We start from the raw sequence: 15,821 nt of genomic DNA, 5'->3' as shown, positions 1-15,821 counted from the left end.
TTGGCCCGGCCGCAGAACGCCGGGACCCCAGAGGTCATAGTGGAGGAATCCAACGGGATGCCTATTCAAGCACGTTGGCCGCTTCAGGCGGCATGGCAGTGCTTCCGGCGGGATGCGGTACTGCGGTTCGGGCTGGCGACGATGCTGGCGGCGGGGAGCTCCCTGGCCACTCTGGTCCCATCTCCGGCCATGGCGGCGCATGGCTTTGCGCTGCACGGGGACCTGAAGTACACCGAGAATTTCTCGCACTTCGATTATGTCAATCCCAACGCCCCGGTTGGTGGCACGCTCACGCTCGCCAATCCGGACCGGCGCACCAGTTTCGACAAGTTCAACCCGTTCACGCTGAAGGGCACCTCTGCGCCCGGGCTCAATGCGCTGATGTTCGAGTCGCTGCTGGTCAGCAGCGCCGACGAAACCGCCAGCGCCTACGGCCTGCTGGCCGAGGACGTCACGGTCGCGCCGGACGAACTGTCGGTCACGTTCCGCATCCGCCCGCAGGCGCGCTTCTCCAACGGCGACCCGGTGCTGGCATCGGATGTCAAACATTCTTATGACATGCTGATGAGCAAGGCGTCGAGCCCCGGCTATCGCAGCATGTGCACCGACGTGAAGGCGGTGGTGGTGACCGGCGAGCGCACGCTGCGCTACGACTTCAAGCAGCGCAACCGCGAGTTGCCGCTGATCGTCGGCGCGTTGCCGGTGTTCTCGAAGAAGTGGACCGCCAAGGTGCCGTTCGACAAGCTGACCTTCGAGCCGCCCATTACCAGCGGTCCCTACCTGATCGAGCGCTACGACGCCGGCCGCGGCATCATCTTCAAGCGCGATCCCAACTACTGGGGCAAGAACCAGGCGGTACGGCGCGGCACCTTCAACTTCTCGCGCGTGGTCTACCGGCTGTACAAGGACGAGACCGCCAAGCTGGAGGCCTACAAGGCCGGCGAGTTCGACGCCATCGTCGAATACCGCGCCAAGAACTGGGCCAAGAGCTACCAGGGCACGCGCTTCCGCAACGGCGAGCTGATCAAGACCGAATTCCCGCACCGCAACGGCGCCGGCATGCAGGGCTTCGTGATGAACATGCGCAAGCCGGTGTTCCAGGATGTGCGGGTGCGCCAGGCGCTGATCCTGGCGCTGGACTTCGAATGGCTGAACCGGCAGCTGTTCTATGGCGCCTACAAGCGCCTGGACAGCTGGTTCTCCAACAGCGAGCTGGCCGCCAGCGCCACCTTCGACGGCCGGCCCGGCCCTGGCGAGATGGCGCTGCTGGAGCCGCTGCGTGCCGAGTTGCCGCCCGAGGTCTTCGGCCCCGAGGTGGTGCAGCCCAGCACCGCGGCGCCCCGCTCGCTGCGCGACAACCTGCGCCTGGCCCGGCGCCTGCTGGCGCAGGCCGGCTGGACCTACGGCGACGGCGCGCTGCGCAACGCCAAGGGCGAACCGCTGGTGTTCGAGTTCCTGGACGACGGCGGCGCCATGAGCCGGGTCATCACCACCTATGTGCGCAACCTGGAAAAGCTCGGCATCCAGGTACACCAGCGCACCACCGACTTTGCGCTGTACCAGAAGCGGCTGGAGGACTTCGACTTCGACATGGTGTCGATCCGCTTCCCCGACTCGCAGAGCCCCGGCAATGAGCTGCGCGACCGCTTCGCCAGCGAGGCCGCCACCACGCCCGGCTCGGACAACCTGTTCGGGGTGAAGTCGCCGGTCATCGACAAGCTGGTCGACAACGTGCTGCATGCCCACACCCGCGAGGAGCTGATCACCGCCGGGCGCGCGCTCGACCGGGTGCTGATGCACGGCTACTACATCGTGCCCAACTGGTACAGTGCGTCACACCGGGTGTCTTACCGCAAGGAACTCGGGTACCCGGAGCGGCTTCCCTATTTCTACACGGCCGAAGGCTGGATCCTGAGCCAGTGGTGGCGCAAGGACCTCAAGCCGCAAGCGCGCTGACGCGGTCAGTGCAGATTAGCTAAAGAATGAGGACCGGCCGATGCTTGCCTACCTGCTCAAGCGCATCCTGCTGATGATCCCGACGCTGATCGGCGTCATCACGCTGACCTTTGTCGTCATCCAGTTCGTGCCGGGCGGACCGGTCGAGCAGATGATGATGGAACTGAAAGGGCGGGGCGGCGCCGGCGAAGCCAGCGGCGGCGGCGCCGAGTACCGCGGCCGCCGCGGCGTCGACCCCGAGAAGATCAAGGAGATCCAGGCCCTGTACGGCTTCGACAAGCCGCCGCTGGAGCGCTACTTCCTGATGCTCAAGCGCTTTGCCCAGTTCGACCTGGGCCAGAGTTATTTCCAGCACCGCAGCGTGTGGGAGCTGGTCAAGTCCAAGCTGCCGGTGTCGGTCAGCCTGGGTTTGTGGACGTTTTTCCTGACCTACCTGATATCGGTGCCGCTCGGCATCTCCAAGGCGATCCGGGCGGGCAGCCGATTCGACGTGGTCACCAGCATCATCGTGCTGATCGGCTATGCGATTCCCGGTTTCGTGCTGGGCGTGCTGCTGCTGGTGCTGTTCGGCGGCGGCACCTTCGTGCAGTGGTTCCCGCTGCGCGGGCTCACCTCGGACAACTGGGAGCAGTTGTCGCTGATGGGCAAGGTGATGGACTACCTGTGGCACCTGGTGCTGCCGATCACCGCCTCGGTGGTAGGCAGCTTTGCCGTGGTGACCATGCTGACCAAGAATGCCTTCCTTGAGGAAATCCGCAAGCAGTACGTGCTGACCGCGCGCGCCAAGGGCCTGGGCGAGCGCCGCGTGCTGTGGAAGCATGTGTTCCGCAACGCGCTGATCCCGCTCGTCACCGGTTTTCCGGCGGCCTTCATCGGCGCCTTCTTTACCGGCTCGCTGCTGATCGAGACGCTGTTCTCGCTCGACGGGCTGGGCCTGCTGTCTTACGAGGCCGTGCTGCGGCGCGACTACCCGGTGGTGCTCGGCACGCTCTACCTGTTCACGCTGATCGGGCTGGTCACGCGCCTGATTTCCGATGTCTGCTACGTGCTGGTCGATCCCCGCATCCATTTCGAGGGCCTGCACCGATGAAACCGTTCTCGCACGCAGTGCCCAACGGCCTGCCGCATTCGCCCTCGCCGCGCCAGCGCGCCTGGCAGCGCTTCCGGCGCAACCGCCGCGGCTACTGGAGCCTGGTGATCTTCGTCGCCATCTTCGTGCTGAGCCTGGGCGCCGAGGTGTTGTCCAGCAACCGCCCGCTGATGGTGCGGTACAAGGGCGACTACTACTTCCCGATCGTCAAGACCTACCCGGAGACGACCTTCGGCGGCGACTTCCCGACGCAGGCCGATTACCTCGACCCGTTTATCCGCGACCGCATCACCACCGACGGCAACTTCGCGGTGTTCCCGCTGAACCGGTATTCGTACGATTCGCTGAACTACTTCGCCAAGGAGCCCAACCCGGCGCCGCCTTCGGCCGAAAACTGGCTCGGCACCGATGACCGCGGCCGCGACATCCTGGCGCGGCTGCTGTACGGCTTCCGCGTGTCGGTGCTGTTCAGCCTGGCACTGACCGTGATCGGCGTGGTGATCGGCACGCTGACCGGGGCGCTGATGGGCTTCTTCGGCGGTCGCTTCGACCTGTTCTCGCAGCGAGCCATCGAGATCTGGAGTTCGATGCCGGAGCTGTACCTGCTGATCATCTTCGCGTCGATCTTCGAGCCCAGCCTGGCGCTGCTGATCATCCTGCTGTCGCTGTTCGGCTGGATGGGGCTGTCCGACTACGTGCGCGCCGAGTTCTACCGCAACCGCTCGCTCGACTACGTCAAGGCGGCGCGGGCGCTGGGCTTGTCCAACGTGCAGATCATGTGGCGCCATATCCTGCCCAACAGCCTGACCCCGGTGATCACCTTCCTGCCGTTCCGCATGAGCGCGGCGATCCTGGCGCTGACCAGCCTGGACTTCCTCGGCCTGGGCGTGCCGCCGACCACGCCCAGCCTGGGCGAGCTGCTGGCGCAAGGCAAGGGCAACCTCGACGCCTGGTGGATTTCGCTGTCGACCTTCACCGTGCTGGTAGTGACGCTGATGCTCCTGACTTTCATGGGCGATGCGCTGCGCGATGCCTTCGACACCCGCCTGGGCCTGGCCGCGCTGCGCGGCCGGGTCGAACCCAAGGTCCCGGCCGGCGCGCCGGCGGGGACGGCACCGGGGGTGACGCCATGAGCGCCTTGTCCCCAGTCTTTCAGGCCGACGCTGGCGCCGCGCAGGCTGCGGCCCCGGCACCCGGCTCTACGCTGATGTGCGTGGACAAGCTGTCCGTCACCTTCGGCCATGGCGATCATGCCACCCGCGCGGTGCGCGAGGTCAGCTTCGACCTGCGCGCCGGCGAGCGCTACGCGCTGGTCGGCGAATCCGGCTCGGGCAAGACCGTGACCGCGCTGGCCATGCTGCGGCTGGTGGAAGACGCTTACTACGACGGCGCGATCCGCTTCGAAGGCAAGAACCTGCTCGACGTCTCCGACCGCGAAATGCGGGGGATCCGCGGCGCCGAGATCGCGATGATCTTCCAGGAACCGATGACGGCGCTGAACCCGCTGTACACCATCGGCAACCAGATCGTCGAAACGCTGGCGCTGCACGAAGGCCTGGACCGCCGCGCCGCGCGCGACCGTGCCATCGCGCTGCTGGAGCGCACCGGCATCAGCGACGCCGCGCACCGTTTCGACAGCTTCCCGCACCAGCTTTCGGGCGGCCAGCGCCAGCGCGCCATGATTGCCATGGCGCTGGCGTGCCGGCCCAAGCTGCTGCTCGCCGACGAGCCCACCACGGCGCTGGACGTGACCATCCGCGCCCAGATCATGGACTTGCTGCGCGACCTGCAGGCAGAGTTCGGCATGGCGGTGATGCTGATCACCCACGACCTGAACTTGGTGCGTTCCTTTGCCCAGCGCGTGGGCGTGATGGAGAAGGGCGTGCTGGTCGAGACCGGCGAGACTGCCAAGGTGTTTGCCGCGCCCCAGCACCCGTACACGCGCAAGCTGATCGACAGCCGCCCCAAGCGCGAGGTGTTGCCGCTGGTGCCGCTGGCGCCGGTGCTGCTGGAGGCGCACAACCTCAGCGTCAATTACGCGCGCAAGCGCCGCGGCGTGGCTGGCTGGTTCGGCAAGGACCAGTTCGCGGCGGTCAAGGATGTCGACTTCCAGCTGCGCGAGGGCGAGACCATCGGCATCGTCGGCGAATCCGGCTCGGGCAAGACCACGCTGGCGCATACCGTGCTGGCGCTGCAGCGCAAGGGCGCGGGCACCATCCATTTCCTCGGCCGCAGCTTCGACGGCGCCACGCGCAAGGATCGCTGCCAGCTGCGCTCGCGCATGCAGGTAGTGTTCCAGGATCCGTTCGGCTCCTTGTCGCCGCGAATGACCATCGAGCAGATCGTCGGCGAAGGCCTGGCGCTGCACCAGGCCGGCCTGTCGCGCGAGGCCACGCGCGAGCGCGTGATCGACGCCCTGCGCGAAGTGGGGCTGGACCGCACCGCGCTGGGGCGCTATCCGCACGAGTTCTCCGGCGGGCAGCGCCAGCGCATCGCGATCGCCCGGGTGCTGATCCTCAAGCCCCAGGTGCTGGTGCTGGACGAGCCGACCTCGGCGCTTGACGTCTCGATCCAGCAGCAGGTGCTGGCGCTGCTGTCCCAGCTTCAGCACAAGTACAACCTCAGCTACCTCTTTATCAGCCACGACCTGGCGGTGATCCGCGCCATGGCGCACCGGGTGATCGTGATGAAGGCGGGGGAGGTGGTCGAGACCGGGGAAACCGAGGCGGTGCTCGGTGCGCCGCAGCATCCCTATACCCGCAAGCTGATGGCAGCGGCGCAGGTTGGTGCCGCCTGACCAGGCTGCCTTGCAGCATTGCTTTTCACGCCGCCGGACTGGCGGCGTTTTCATATGCGCAATCCGATAAACAAGATGCGAAATTCGGCCTATATCGTTGATTCGCAAGTCAAATCCGGCGAATTTGTAACGAACTTTGACATGTGAATGACAACCCTTTACCATCCCGCGAGTACTACTTTCGGGGGTGGTGTGTCCGACGCATTGAATCGTGCAGTGCACGTTGACGGTGCGGTCGTCGGCGCGATCATGACGCAATAGTGTCATCGTTGCCTGGCGCGGATGTTGCGTAACGTCCTCCCTGTAGTGCCGGCGTGGTGCACACGCCGTACGCAAATACCCAGCCGCCCCGGACTTTGTGCCGGGGCTTGCTTTGGAAACGATCAACGGGAGAACCAATGCAGCGATCGGTACTTCATTCCCTGGCGCGCGCCGCCGTCGGAATTGCCATTGCCTGCGGTGCGACTGTGTCGAATGGAGTGCTGGCGGACACGGTGTTCAAGGATGCCGACACCCGTATCGATGCCACGGCTTCGGCCGCGGACTCGCATGTGGAAGGCAAGCGTGGCTTGCTGTCGTCGGTGGTGAATTCCACCAGCCACGTTGCCAGCAAGGCTGGCGACCTGGTCATGAATGCGCTGGGCCTGATTGGCGTGCGTTACCGCTTCGGCGGCAACAGCCCCGAATCCGGCCTGGACTGCAGCGGCTTCGTCCGCTACGTGTTCCAAGACACCTTCGGCTTCATGCTGCCGCGCCGCTCTGTCGAAATCAGCCGTGTCGGCACCAATGTGGCGACAAGCGACCTGCGTCCGGGTGACCTGGTGTTCTTCAACACCATGCGCCAGACCTTCTCGCACGTCGGCATCTATATCGGCGACAACAAGTTCGTGCATGCCCCGTCCACGGGCAGCAAGATTCGTGTCGACGACATGCGCGCCGCCTACTGGGTAACGCGCTACAACGGCGCGCGCCGCATCGAGGACGATGGCGGCAGCCGCAGCGAAAGCCTCGGCGACATGGTCGAAACGCTCAAGCGCTACGACCCCAAAGCCGTACGCGCCACCATGTACGGCGGCTGAGCTACATCGCATCGCCACCAGCAAAAAGGACTGCCGCGGCAGTCCTTTTGTTTTTTCGCGCCGGGCGCCGCTATTGCGTGGCGACCGTACTGGCCGGCTGCAGCCGCGCCTGCTCCAGCTTCTGCCGCAGCGCGGCCATTACCGCGGCGGTTGCCTGTTCGCCCGCCAGCACCGCGCGGTTGCGGGCATTGAAATCGCTCCCGCCCATGTCGGGCAGTTCCGGGCGGATCACCACGTCGGCGCGCGACAGCGCTATCTTGTTGATCGACTGGCCCATGATCGCGGTGGTCTGCAGCAGCACACCGCTCTGGCCGGCGTTTTTCTGCGCCGACGGCTCGGCGGAGATATTCACTGCGATGACGAAGTCGGCGCCCATGCTGCGCGCCGAGTCGACCGGCACCGGCTCGACCAGGCCGCCATCGACATAGTCATGTCCCTGGATCGACACCGGCTGGAACACGCCCGGCACGCTGCTCGACGCGCGCACCGCCTGCCCGGTATTGCCGCGGCGGAACAGGATCTTCTCGCCGGTCTTCAGGTCGGTGGCGACGATGCCCAGCGGCAGTTTCATCGCTTCGATCGGGCGGTTCTGCACCTGGCGGTTGACATAGTTCTGCAGCGCCTCGCCCTTGAGCCAGCCGCCGAAGCGGGTGCCAAAGGGCAGGGCCCAGTCAGCGATCGACGCCTCGTCCATGGTCAGCGCCAGCTTGTTCAGCCTGAAGCCATCCAGACCGCTCGCGTACAGCGCGGCCACTACCGCGCCGGCGCTGGTGCCGGTCACCAGGTCGGCATGGATGCCTTGCGCCTCGAGCGCCTTGATCACGCCGATATGGGCAAAGCCGCGCGCGGCACCGCCGCCGAGCGCCAGGCCGATCTTGATCGGGCGCGGCCCGGGCGGGGTGGCGGGCGTGAGTGCCACCGGCGGCGCGGGGCGCGGGCCGAACGCGCAGCCCGCGAGCAGGGCAGCTGCGGAGAGGCCGAGGAAATGACGTCGTTGCATGAAGCGGGATCAGTAAATCAGGTGTGGTGGCCGGTATTGCGGCGGCATGTGATGTCGACATTACTCAATGCCTGGCGACCGGCTGGATTTCAGACCGCCGCAAGCATAAATGATTCCGCGCGCGCCGGGCGCCGCGGCACGTTCGGACCCGGGGCGCGGCAGTACGCATGGGTATAATGCAAAGCCTGCACATACCAGCCCGCGCGCCCCTGCGCGCGGGCTTTCTTGTTTCTGCCCCTGACCATGACCCAACGCGTCCGCACCCGCTTTGCGCCGAGCCCGACCGGCTTCATCCACCTCGGCAACATCCGCTCCGCGCTCTATCCCTGGGCCTTCGCCCGCCGCATGAAGGGCGACTTCATCCTGCGCATCGAAGACACCGACGTCGAGCGTTCGTCGCAGGAAGCGGTCGACGTGATCCTGGAAAGCATGGCCTGGCTGGACATGGACATCGACGAAGGCCCGTTCTACCAGATGCAGCGCATGGACCGCTATCGCGAGGTGGTGGCGCAGATGGTTGACGCCGGCCTGGCCTACCGCTGCTACATGAGCACCGCGGAGCTCGACGCCCTGCGCGAGGCCCAGCGCGAGCGTGGCGAGAAGCCGCGCTACAACGGCTTCTGGCGCCCCGAGGAGGGCAAGGTCCTGCCCGAGCCGCCGGCCGGCGTGGACCCGGTGATCCGCTTCAAGAACCCGATCGGCGGCAGCGTGGTGTGGGACGACGCGGTCAAGGGCCGCATCGAGATCTCCAACGACGAACTCGATGACCTGGTGATTGCGCGCCCGGACGGCACGCCTACGTACAACTTCTGCGTGGTGGTGGACGACCTCGACATGAAGATCACGCACGTGATCCGCGGCGACGACCACGTCAACAACACCCCGCGCCAGATCAACATCATCCGCGCGCTGGGCGGCACCGCGCCGGTGTACGCGCACCTGCCGACCGTGCTGAACGAGCAGGGCGAGAAGATGAGCAAGCGCCACGGTGCCATGGCCGTGACCGGCTACCGCGACGAAGGCTACCTGCCCGAAGCCGTGCTGAACTACCTGGCGCGCCTGGGCTGGGCCCATGGCGATGCCGAGATCTTTTCGCGCGAGCAGTTCGTCGAGTGGTTCGACCTGGAACACCTGGGCAAGTCGCCGGCGCAGTACAACCCCGAAAAGCTGGCCTGGCTGAACAACCACTACATCAAGGTTGGCGACAACCAGCGCCTGGCCGGGCTGACGCAGCCGTTCATCGAAGCGCTCGGCGGCAAGGTGGAAGGCGCCGACCTGGTCGGCGTGGTGGCCCTGGTGAAGGATCGCGCCAACACGCTGAAGGAAGTCGCGCAGGCCGCGCTGCTGTTCTATCGCGGCGAGCCGCAGGCGGATGCCGCGCTCAAGGCCGAGCACCTGACGCCGGAGATCCAGCCCGCGCTTGCCGCGCTGTCCAGCCAGCTGGCCGCGCTGCCGGAGTGGAAGCGCGAGGCTATCAACGGGACCTTCAAGGCGGTGCTTGGTGAGTTCGGCCTGAAGATGCCTAAGCTGGCCATGCCAGTGCGCCTGCTGGTGGCCGGCCAGCTGCAAACGCCGAGCATTGACGCCGTGCTCGAACTGTTCGGCCGCGATATGGTGCTGCGCCGCCTGGGCGCCGGCATCGCAGCGTAAAAAATCTCGCAAAACACCGTGCCGGGGGCTTGCGCTCCGGCACGGAGTTGCGCATAATCTCGTTCTCCCTGCAGCGCGGTCCCTGGCCAAGCGGGCTGATGGATCCGAAAGGATCCGCGCGATCTCGGAGCTTTTTAGAAGGCAAAGAGAAAAGCGAAAAAGTTAAAACGGGAGCTTGCAAAGATTAGTAGTTGATATATAATCTTGGCTTCGCTTGAAACGGCAGTTAAATCAAGCGAAAACAACGCAAGTTGCAGTAAATTAGCAGTACCATGGGGCTATAGCTCAGCTGGGAGAGCGCTTGCATGGCATGCAAGAGGTCAGCGGTTCGATCCCGCTTAGCTCCACCAGGATTTAGGTGGCATCCAGTCAGTATCGGATGGCGCCAGACGGAACAAGTTGAAAAACAAGTTTCTGTCCCCTTCGTCTAGAGGCCTAGGACATCACCCTTTCACGGTGAGTACAGGGGTTCGAATCCCCTAGGGGACGCCATAACAGTCGGACGTAACCAGACGTCCAGCGCGTCACCAAGAGCTTTGCTCGAGGTGGCAGCCGACTAAGGAGTGGTAGTTCAGTTGGTTAGAATACCGGCCTGTCACGCCGGGGGTCGCGGGTTCGAGTCCCGTCCACTCCGCCAAATCTAAACCCGCATGGTTAATCGCCATGCGGGTTTTTCTTTTAGGGTGAGGGATTATGTTGATAATCGCCACGGCAACAGTAAAAAATGTTGCAATCGTTGCGGAAATCGATATATAATCCTGACTTCGCTGCAAACACAGCAGTTTGTGAGAGCGGCGAAAGCAGTATCCAGGCAGTTACCCGTATGGGGCTATAGCTCAGCTGGGAGAGCGCTTGCATGGCATGCAAGAGGTCAGCGGTTCGATCCCGCTTAGCTCCACCAAGGATTCGGGAAGCATAAAAAGATGCTTCCCAGGCGCGAAAAAGTCTGTTAGAATATTGGACTTTCCAGCGCAAGACAGAAAACGCGTTGTAAAACAAGTTTCTGTCCCCTTCGTCTAGAGGCCTAGGACATCACCCTTTCACGGTGAGTACAGGGGTTCGAATCCCCTAGGGGACGCCAAAACAGCCGGGCGTAATCAGACGTCCAGCAGTCGTTTCAAGCCACATGCCTGAAACGACGCCGACTAAGGAGTGGTAGTTCAGTCGGTTAGAATACCGGCCTGTCACGCCGGGGGTCGCGGGTTCGAGTCCCGTCCACTCCGCCAAATTAAACGCCCGCGCAAGCGGGCGTTTTTCTTTTCAGCTCCAGGTTTTTCCTCACGCATCGGTCCGGATGCACGCCTGCGGCAAGCGCAGGCGCGTGATCGAAGCATGCGGCCGGCTCAGTCTTTGACTTCGGCACTTACCCGCGCGAAATACCGCACCAGCAATCCGCCGGCAATGGCGAGGCTTGCACTGTTTGCGAGCCAGAACCCGCTGGCGCCATGCGTGAATGCCGGAAGGCCTTCGACCAGACCGAACCCCAGCACATAGCCGCCGCCCAGCCCGATGCCCCAAAGCGACCCCGCATAGATCAGCGTCGGAATCACCGCGATCTTGTAGGCCCGCAGGATAAACGCCGTCATCACCTGCACGGCATCGAACGCCTGGTAGAAGGCCACGAACAGCACCAGCGGCAGCGCGGCCGCCACCACGGCGGGATCGCTCGCATAGGCGTGCAGGATGGGTTCGCGCAGCAGCCACAGCAGCACGCCGGTCAGCATGGCCAGTGCCACGGCCGCGCGGATGCCGCGCCAGGCAATGCGGCTTGCGCCGGTGAGATCGCGTGCCCCGATATGCTGCGCGACCAGCGTCGATGTGGCGATGCCCAGCGACAACGGCAGCATATAGGCGACTGCGCCCAGATTGGCGATGATCTGGTGCCCCGCGAGCGTGACCGTGCCCAGCCGCGTGATAAAGATCGACATCAGCGTGAACGAGGTGATCTCGATCAGGTACGTCAGCCCCATCGGCACGCCCAGGCGCAGCAGCGCACGCAGCGGCGCGGCTGCCGGCCAGCTCCAGGTGGCGAAGATCCGCAGCGGCTGGTAGGCGGCGCTGTAGCGCAGGATCAGCAGCCCGGCGATGCACCACGTCCAGCTGATCAGCGTCGAGGCCAGCCCGCATCCGGGCCCGCCCATGGCAGGGACGCCCAGGCCGCCGTGGATAAACCAGGCGTTGAGCGGAATCTTCAGCGCCAGCCCGCCGACCTGCAGCACCGTGACCATGATCGGACGCGACAGCGCATTGTTGAGCGCCGAATAGATACGGAAGCCGAGCGCCGCGGGCAGACCGAACGCGCCGAAATGCAGGTAGGCGGTGGCCTTGACGACCAGTTCGGGCGGCGCCTTGGCGAAAGCCAGCAGCGGCGCCGGGAAGGCCAGCAACAGCACGCCGGGGATTGCCAGCGCGGCACCGAGCCACGCGGCCTGCCGCACCTCGGCGCCGATCGCCTCGACGCGGCCGGCGCCATAGAGCTGGCCGGCGACAGGCGCCAGTGCCTGCAGCACGCCCATCAGGCTGATATAGACGGTGATGTAGATCGAGCCACCCAGGCCGACGGCGGCGAGGTCGGTGGCGGAGGCGCGGCCAGCCATCACGGTGTCGATGACGCCGAAGGCGATCACGGCCAACTGGCCGGCCAGTACCGGCGCGGCCAGGCCGAAGATGCGACGAAGGTCTTGGAACAGGGTCATTCAGGCCTCAGGGGCAATGTCAGGGGCGTTGACCGGGCACGATGCCCGCAGCCGCCTGCGGCCGGAATGGTTCGATGGCGCTGCGGTGCGCTGCGGGGCTCGTGCCGGTGGTGGGTCAGGGCTGCCGCGGCAGGCGGCGGCGCGGCAGGTCAGGGCGCGGGTGCACGGCGCGCGCGGTATCGACCAGCCGGTACATGCGGAAGCGCTCGTCGCGGTCCGCCGGGCGACGGCCTTCCCAGATCAGCCGCCACTCGAAGTGCGAGATATTGCCCGGCTCGCCGTAGTCGACCGCATCGTGGCGCAGCAGCACGTCGCAGCCGTCGCTCGGGCCACCGAAACGGACATGCCCGAAGTAGGCGAACGAAGCCAGTTGCGCATCGCCCATGCGGATCGGCTGCACGCAACGGTACGCGGGCGGCAGCGCCATTGCCGCGGCCTGGGCCACGTCGCGGTAGGTCTTGCCATAGTTGATCGACGGCAGCCACAGCGTCATCGCCATCACCCACATCAGCGTGGTGCCGGCCGCGGAAATCACCACCGGCCGCCAGATCTGCTTGGGCGCGCGCGACAGCCGCCAGCGCACGATCAGCACCCAGGCAATGGTCGCCGCCAGCGCGATCAGCACCGCGGTGATGGTGAACTCATGCTGGTAGCCGGGCAGCTGGCGGAACACGTTGCGCGCGACGCGCGGCGGCCAGCCGGTGGTCTTGGCGATCCACATGAACCAGACCGTGCCGCCGAAGATGGTGAAGAACAGCAGCGCGAACCAGTCGATTGCGTTGATCACGCCGCGCGCCAGCGTAGGCAGCGCGAAGGCCGCCAGCACGGCCATGGGCGGCAGCAGCAGGATGAACTGCACATCGCCACCGCTGCGTTGCAGGAACAGCAGCACAACCACCGGCAACAGCACCGCCAGCGGCATCGCCACATGGGCGGCGCGGCGCATGCCGGCCCAGGCAACCCAGGCCCATGCCGCGATCGGCCACACCGGCCACGTGTACAGGAACAGGTTGCGCATGTTGAAGCCGAACGTCTGCGTATTCGGCGACCCATAGTTGCGCCGGTCGTAGCGTGCCCATTCGCGGATGTAGGTGACCGCCTCGGTGCGGTCCGCCGCGCCGAAGTAGGCCGCGACCAGCCAGGCCAGCACGATCAGCAGCGCCAGCGGGATGCCGATGGCAGCCAGGCGCCGCCACGGCAGCGGCTTGCACACCAGCACGCAGACGGCGGTGCCAAACAGCAGCGCCAGGGGCAGGATGGGGCCGCTGGCCAGCGCCAGGCCGCCGAGCGCGGCGCCATAGACCAGGCTGCCCATCAGCGGCTTGTCGAGGCTGCGCACCAGCGCGTACAGAGCCAGCGCGATAAAGGCCACCTGGCCGACCTGTGGCGTGGTTTCATGCCCGCGCATGGCCAGGCCTACGCAGGCGAGGAAGATCAGCAGCGCGCCGTCGGCCAGCGTACGGCCATAGTCGCGCGCATTGGGCTGTCCGCCGAACGCGTAGGCGTACGGCTGGACCTCGTCACGCCGGCCCAGCAGGTAGGTTGTGTACCAGATGCAGGCGCAGGTCGAGAAAAAGAACAGGGCTGTAGCCAGGCGCGCGGCGTCGGTGGGGCCCAGCCAGCTGCCGAAGCCGCGGATCATGATGGCGCCAATCCAGAACACCAGCGGGCCGTCCTCGGTAAACGGACGGCCGACGATGTTCGGCATCAGCCAGTCGTGCAGGCCGCCGGTGGCCAGTTGCCACATCACGCCGAAGCCGGCGGCGTCCTCGTTCTTCCACGGATCGCGGCCGAACAGGCCGACCAGGCCATAGATGATGCAGATCGCAAGCAGCAGGGCGCGCGGCAGGGCGCCGGTCGCGGCAGCGGTCAACTGGACGGGTGAGGTATTGGCTTGACGCATCGATGCTCAGGTCGGGCCGTGGCGCAATGGCGCGAAGGCCACAGTATCGCGCATGCGGCGGCCGCGAGGGCCGTGACATGCCGTTGAAGCCTCACGCAGGTGAGGGATTCCGGTGGATACAACAGTGCCGGCGCCGGCTGGCCAGGGGCGCGCAAACGGCGGGCACAAAAGCAAAGAGGCAGCCGATGCTGCCTCTTTGCTGGTTCGCGTCGGCCCGGAGCATCTGTCCGCGGGCCGCGCGAAGCGGGGTTCGCCGAAAGCGATTACTTCGCAGCCGCCTTGCCCAGCTTGCTGCCGAACTTCTGGCGGAACTTCTCGACGCGGCCGGCCGTGTCCATGATCTTCTGGGTGCCGGTGTAGAACGGGTGCGATTCCGACGAGACTTCGATCTTGGCCAGCGGGTATTCCTTGCCGTCCTTCACGATCTTGTCCTTGGTCTGGATAGTCGAGCGGGTGATGAAGCTGAAGTCGCTGGACATGTCCTGGAACACGACTTCGCGGTAATTCGGGTGAATGCCTTCTTTCATGGTGAGTCCTTTCTGGTTGGGTAGCCAGTCCGTTGCGATCCGCTTTACCGCTGAAAACACGACGCGTCGACGAACGAACCACTTGCCGGTAACGGGCAAAACGGGATTATGGCAGAAAAACAATAACTTGGGGAAGGGGGAAGGCATATCGCGCGCTGTCTGCTGGTTGGCCGGCCATGCCTTTTTATTCACATCGCGGCGGGATCCTGACGGTAAAAGGAGGCCAGCGACTGGTAAACAACCGGCCAATGCCGTGCCAGCCCGCCAGGCTCGACAAAAAATGCCTCCGACGTCACCGCAAAGAACTCGCTGGGTGCCTCGCTGCCGTAAGGGTCGATGATGCGCAACGCCGGCGGCAGCCGTTCCGGATGCTCCCAATCCGACTCATCGCGCGCGTCCCAGGCCTCGGCAAACCGGTCGTACTCGGTCAGGAAGGTCTCGGCCCAAGCTGCAGCATCGATATCCGGGTGCAGCACGCGCGAGAAAGGCGGCACCCCGTCCGGCTCCCCGTCGAGCATGTCCAGCTTGTGGGCAAACTCGTGGACGACCACGTTGTAGGTGTCGGCCGGCAACTCATGGTCGCTGTCGATGCCCGCGCCCGGAGTGTGCACGTCAGGCCAGGACAGGATCACCGGCCCGTGCTCCCAGGCTTCGCCGCTGGCTTCCTCGACCACGCCGTGCACCAGGCCGATCTCGTCCTGCACGGTCCGGCGGATGATGAATTCGCCCGGATAGAGCACGATGCCGCGCCAGCCCCGATACCACGCCAGCCCCAGCTTCAGGATCGGTACGCACGCCTGAACAGCGACGCTGACGACCATGTCGTCGGCCAGCGGCAGCTCATGCGCGGTCGAGTATTCCTTCTCGGCGATAAACAGGGTGGCCAGTTCGCGCAGCGCGGCCAGGTCTTCGCTGCCGTAGCGCTGCACGAAAGGCAGCGTGGCGACGGTGCGCTCCCACAGGTCATCGGGGATCGCATAGTGCTCCAGCTTGCGGGCCCTGGAGCGGGTGCGCAGGAATGTAGTCAGTTTGCCGAGCATAGAAACCCATCGGACACAAAAAAGGCGTGCCGTGGCACGCCTTCCTGTCCATCTTGCGGCGCGTCCTGGTGCAGTACGCCGCA

General features: G+C 65.3%; 11 protein-coding genes and 6 tRNA genes. 12 read left to right on the top strand and 5 right to left on the bottom strand.

The features are described from left to right. The first annotated feature begins 57 nt into the window (after nucleotides 1-57). From LPA45_RS11075 to LPA45_RS11055, 5 genes are all read left to right on the top strand, one after another. A complete protein-coding gene (locus tag LPA45_RS11075) occupies nucleotides 58-1,956 on the top strand; it encodes an extracellular solute-binding protein (protein ID WP_317922120.1) in 1,899 nt (632 codons plus the stop codon). A gap of 40 nt (nucleotides 1,957-1,996) precedes the next feature. Beyond that, on the top strand, nucleotides 1,997-3,046 hold the full coding sequence (locus tag LPA45_RS11070; RefSeq protein WP_116322025.1) for a microcin C ABC transporter permease YejB: 1,050 nt from the start codon (nucleotides 1,997-1,999) through the stop codon (nucleotides 3,044-3,046). Then, complete coding sequence (locus LPA45_RS11065) at nucleotides 3,043-4,179, top strand: ABC transporter permease (protein ID WP_116322026.1); 1,137 nt, start codon at nucleotides 3,043-3,045, stop codon at nucleotides 4,177-4,179. The genes LPA45_RS11070 and LPA45_RS11065 overlap by 4 nt, the downstream gene beginning before the upstream one ends. Beyond that, nucleotides 4,176-5,843 carry an ABC transporter ATP-binding protein gene (locus LPA45_RS11060; protein ID WP_376790604.1) on the top strand — a complete coding sequence of 556 codons (1,668 nt, stop codon included), beginning with the start codon at nucleotides 4,176-4,178 and terminating at the stop codon, nucleotides 5,841-5,843. The genes LPA45_RS11065 and LPA45_RS11060 overlap by 4 nt, the downstream gene beginning before the upstream one ends. Before the next feature lie 398 nt (nucleotides 5,844-6,241). Then, entirely contained in the window at nucleotides 6,242-6,922 is a 681-nt protein-coding gene (locus LPA45_RS11055; protein WP_317922121.1) for a C40 family peptidase, read from the top strand. A gap of 70 nt (nucleotides 6,923-6,992) precedes the next feature. Here the strand turns inward: LPA45_RS11055 and LPA45_RS11050 are convergent, their stop codons facing one another. Beyond that, nucleotides 6,993-7,922 (bottom strand): patatin-like phospholipase family protein, encoded by a 930-nt coding sequence (locus tag LPA45_RS11050; RefSeq protein ID WP_116322029.1) that lies wholly within the window; start codon nucleotides 7,920-7,922, stop codon nucleotides 6,993-6,995. A 243-nt stretch (nucleotides 7,923-8,165) separates the two neighbouring features. Here LPA45_RS11050 and gltX point away from each other — a divergent pair, with 243 nt between their 5' ends. The 7 genes from gltX to LPA45_RS11015 all read left to right on the top strand — a co-directional run bounded on the left by gltX (nucleotide 8,166) and on the right by LPA45_RS11015 (nucleotide 10,798). Then, a complete protein-coding gene (gene gltX / locus LPA45_RS11045) occupies nucleotides 8,166-9,572 on the top strand; it encodes a glutamate--tRNA ligase (RefSeq protein WP_317923970.1) in 1,407 nt (468 codons plus the stop codon). Between the two features lie 274 nt (nucleotides 9,573-9,846). Beyond that, nucleotides 9,847-9,922: transfer RNA gene (locus LPA45_RS11040), tRNA-Ala, on the top strand. 66 nt (nucleotides 9,923-9,988) lie between these two features. Beyond that, nucleotides 9,989-10,064: transfer RNA gene (locus LPA45_RS11035), tRNA-Glu, on the top strand. Nucleotides 10,065-10,132: 68 nt separating this feature from the next. Beyond that, nucleotides 10,133-10,209: transfer RNA gene (locus tag LPA45_RS11030), tRNA-Asp, on the top strand. 188 nt (nucleotides 10,210-10,397) lie between these two features. Continuing rightward, nucleotides 10,398-10,473: transfer RNA gene (locus LPA45_RS11025), tRNA-Ala, on the top strand. 104 nt (nucleotides 10,474-10,577) lie between these two features. After that, nucleotides 10,578-10,653: transfer RNA gene (locus tag LPA45_RS11020), tRNA-Glu, on the top strand. Nucleotides 10,654-10,721: 68 nt separating this feature from the next. Then, nucleotides 10,722-10,798 (top strand) — tRNA-Asp (locus tag LPA45_RS11015). Between the two features lie 117 nt (nucleotides 10,799-10,915). On the opposite strand, the gene LPA45_RS11010 is transcribed toward LPA45_RS11015, so the two are convergent. The 4 genes from LPA45_RS11010 to LPA45_RS10995 all read right to left on the bottom strand — a co-directional run bounded on the left by LPA45_RS11010 (nucleotide 10,916) and on the right by LPA45_RS10995 (nucleotide 15,738). Beyond that, nucleotides 10,916-12,268 (bottom strand): MATE family efflux transporter, encoded by a 1,353-nt coding sequence (locus tag LPA45_RS11010; protein WP_116322031.1) that lies wholly within the window; start codon nucleotides 12,266-12,268, stop codon nucleotides 10,916-10,918. A gap of 115 nt (nucleotides 12,269-12,383) precedes the next feature. Beyond that, a complete protein-coding gene (locus LPA45_RS11005; RefSeq protein ID WP_116322032.1) occupies nucleotides 12,384-14,171 on the bottom strand; it encodes a glycosyltransferase family 39 protein in 1,788 nt (595 codons plus the stop codon). 263 nt (nucleotides 14,172-14,434) lie between these two features. Further along, nucleotides 14,435-14,698 carry a type B 50S ribosomal protein L31 gene (locus LPA45_RS11000; RefSeq protein ID WP_116322033.1) on the bottom strand — a complete coding sequence of 88 codons (264 nt, stop codon included), beginning with the start codon at nucleotides 14,696-14,698 and terminating at the stop codon, nucleotides 14,435-14,437. A gap of 188 nt (nucleotides 14,699-14,886) precedes the next feature. After that, nucleotides 14,887-15,738 (bottom strand): M90 family metallopeptidase, encoded by an 852-nt coding sequence (locus LPA45_RS10995; protein WP_116322034.1) that lies wholly within the window; start codon nucleotides 15,736-15,738, stop codon nucleotides 14,887-14,889. Nucleotides 15,739-15,821: the final 83 nt, after the last annotated feature.

This window comes from Cupriavidus sp. Agwp_2 (assembly GCF_040784895.1).
Taxonomy (GTDB): domain Bacteria; phylum Pseudomonadota; class Gammaproteobacteria; order Burkholderiales; family Burkholderiaceae; genus Cupriavidus.
The sequence above is the reverse complement of the archived record's forward strand: the minus strand, read 5'-3'. Positions and strand labels throughout refer to the sequence as shown.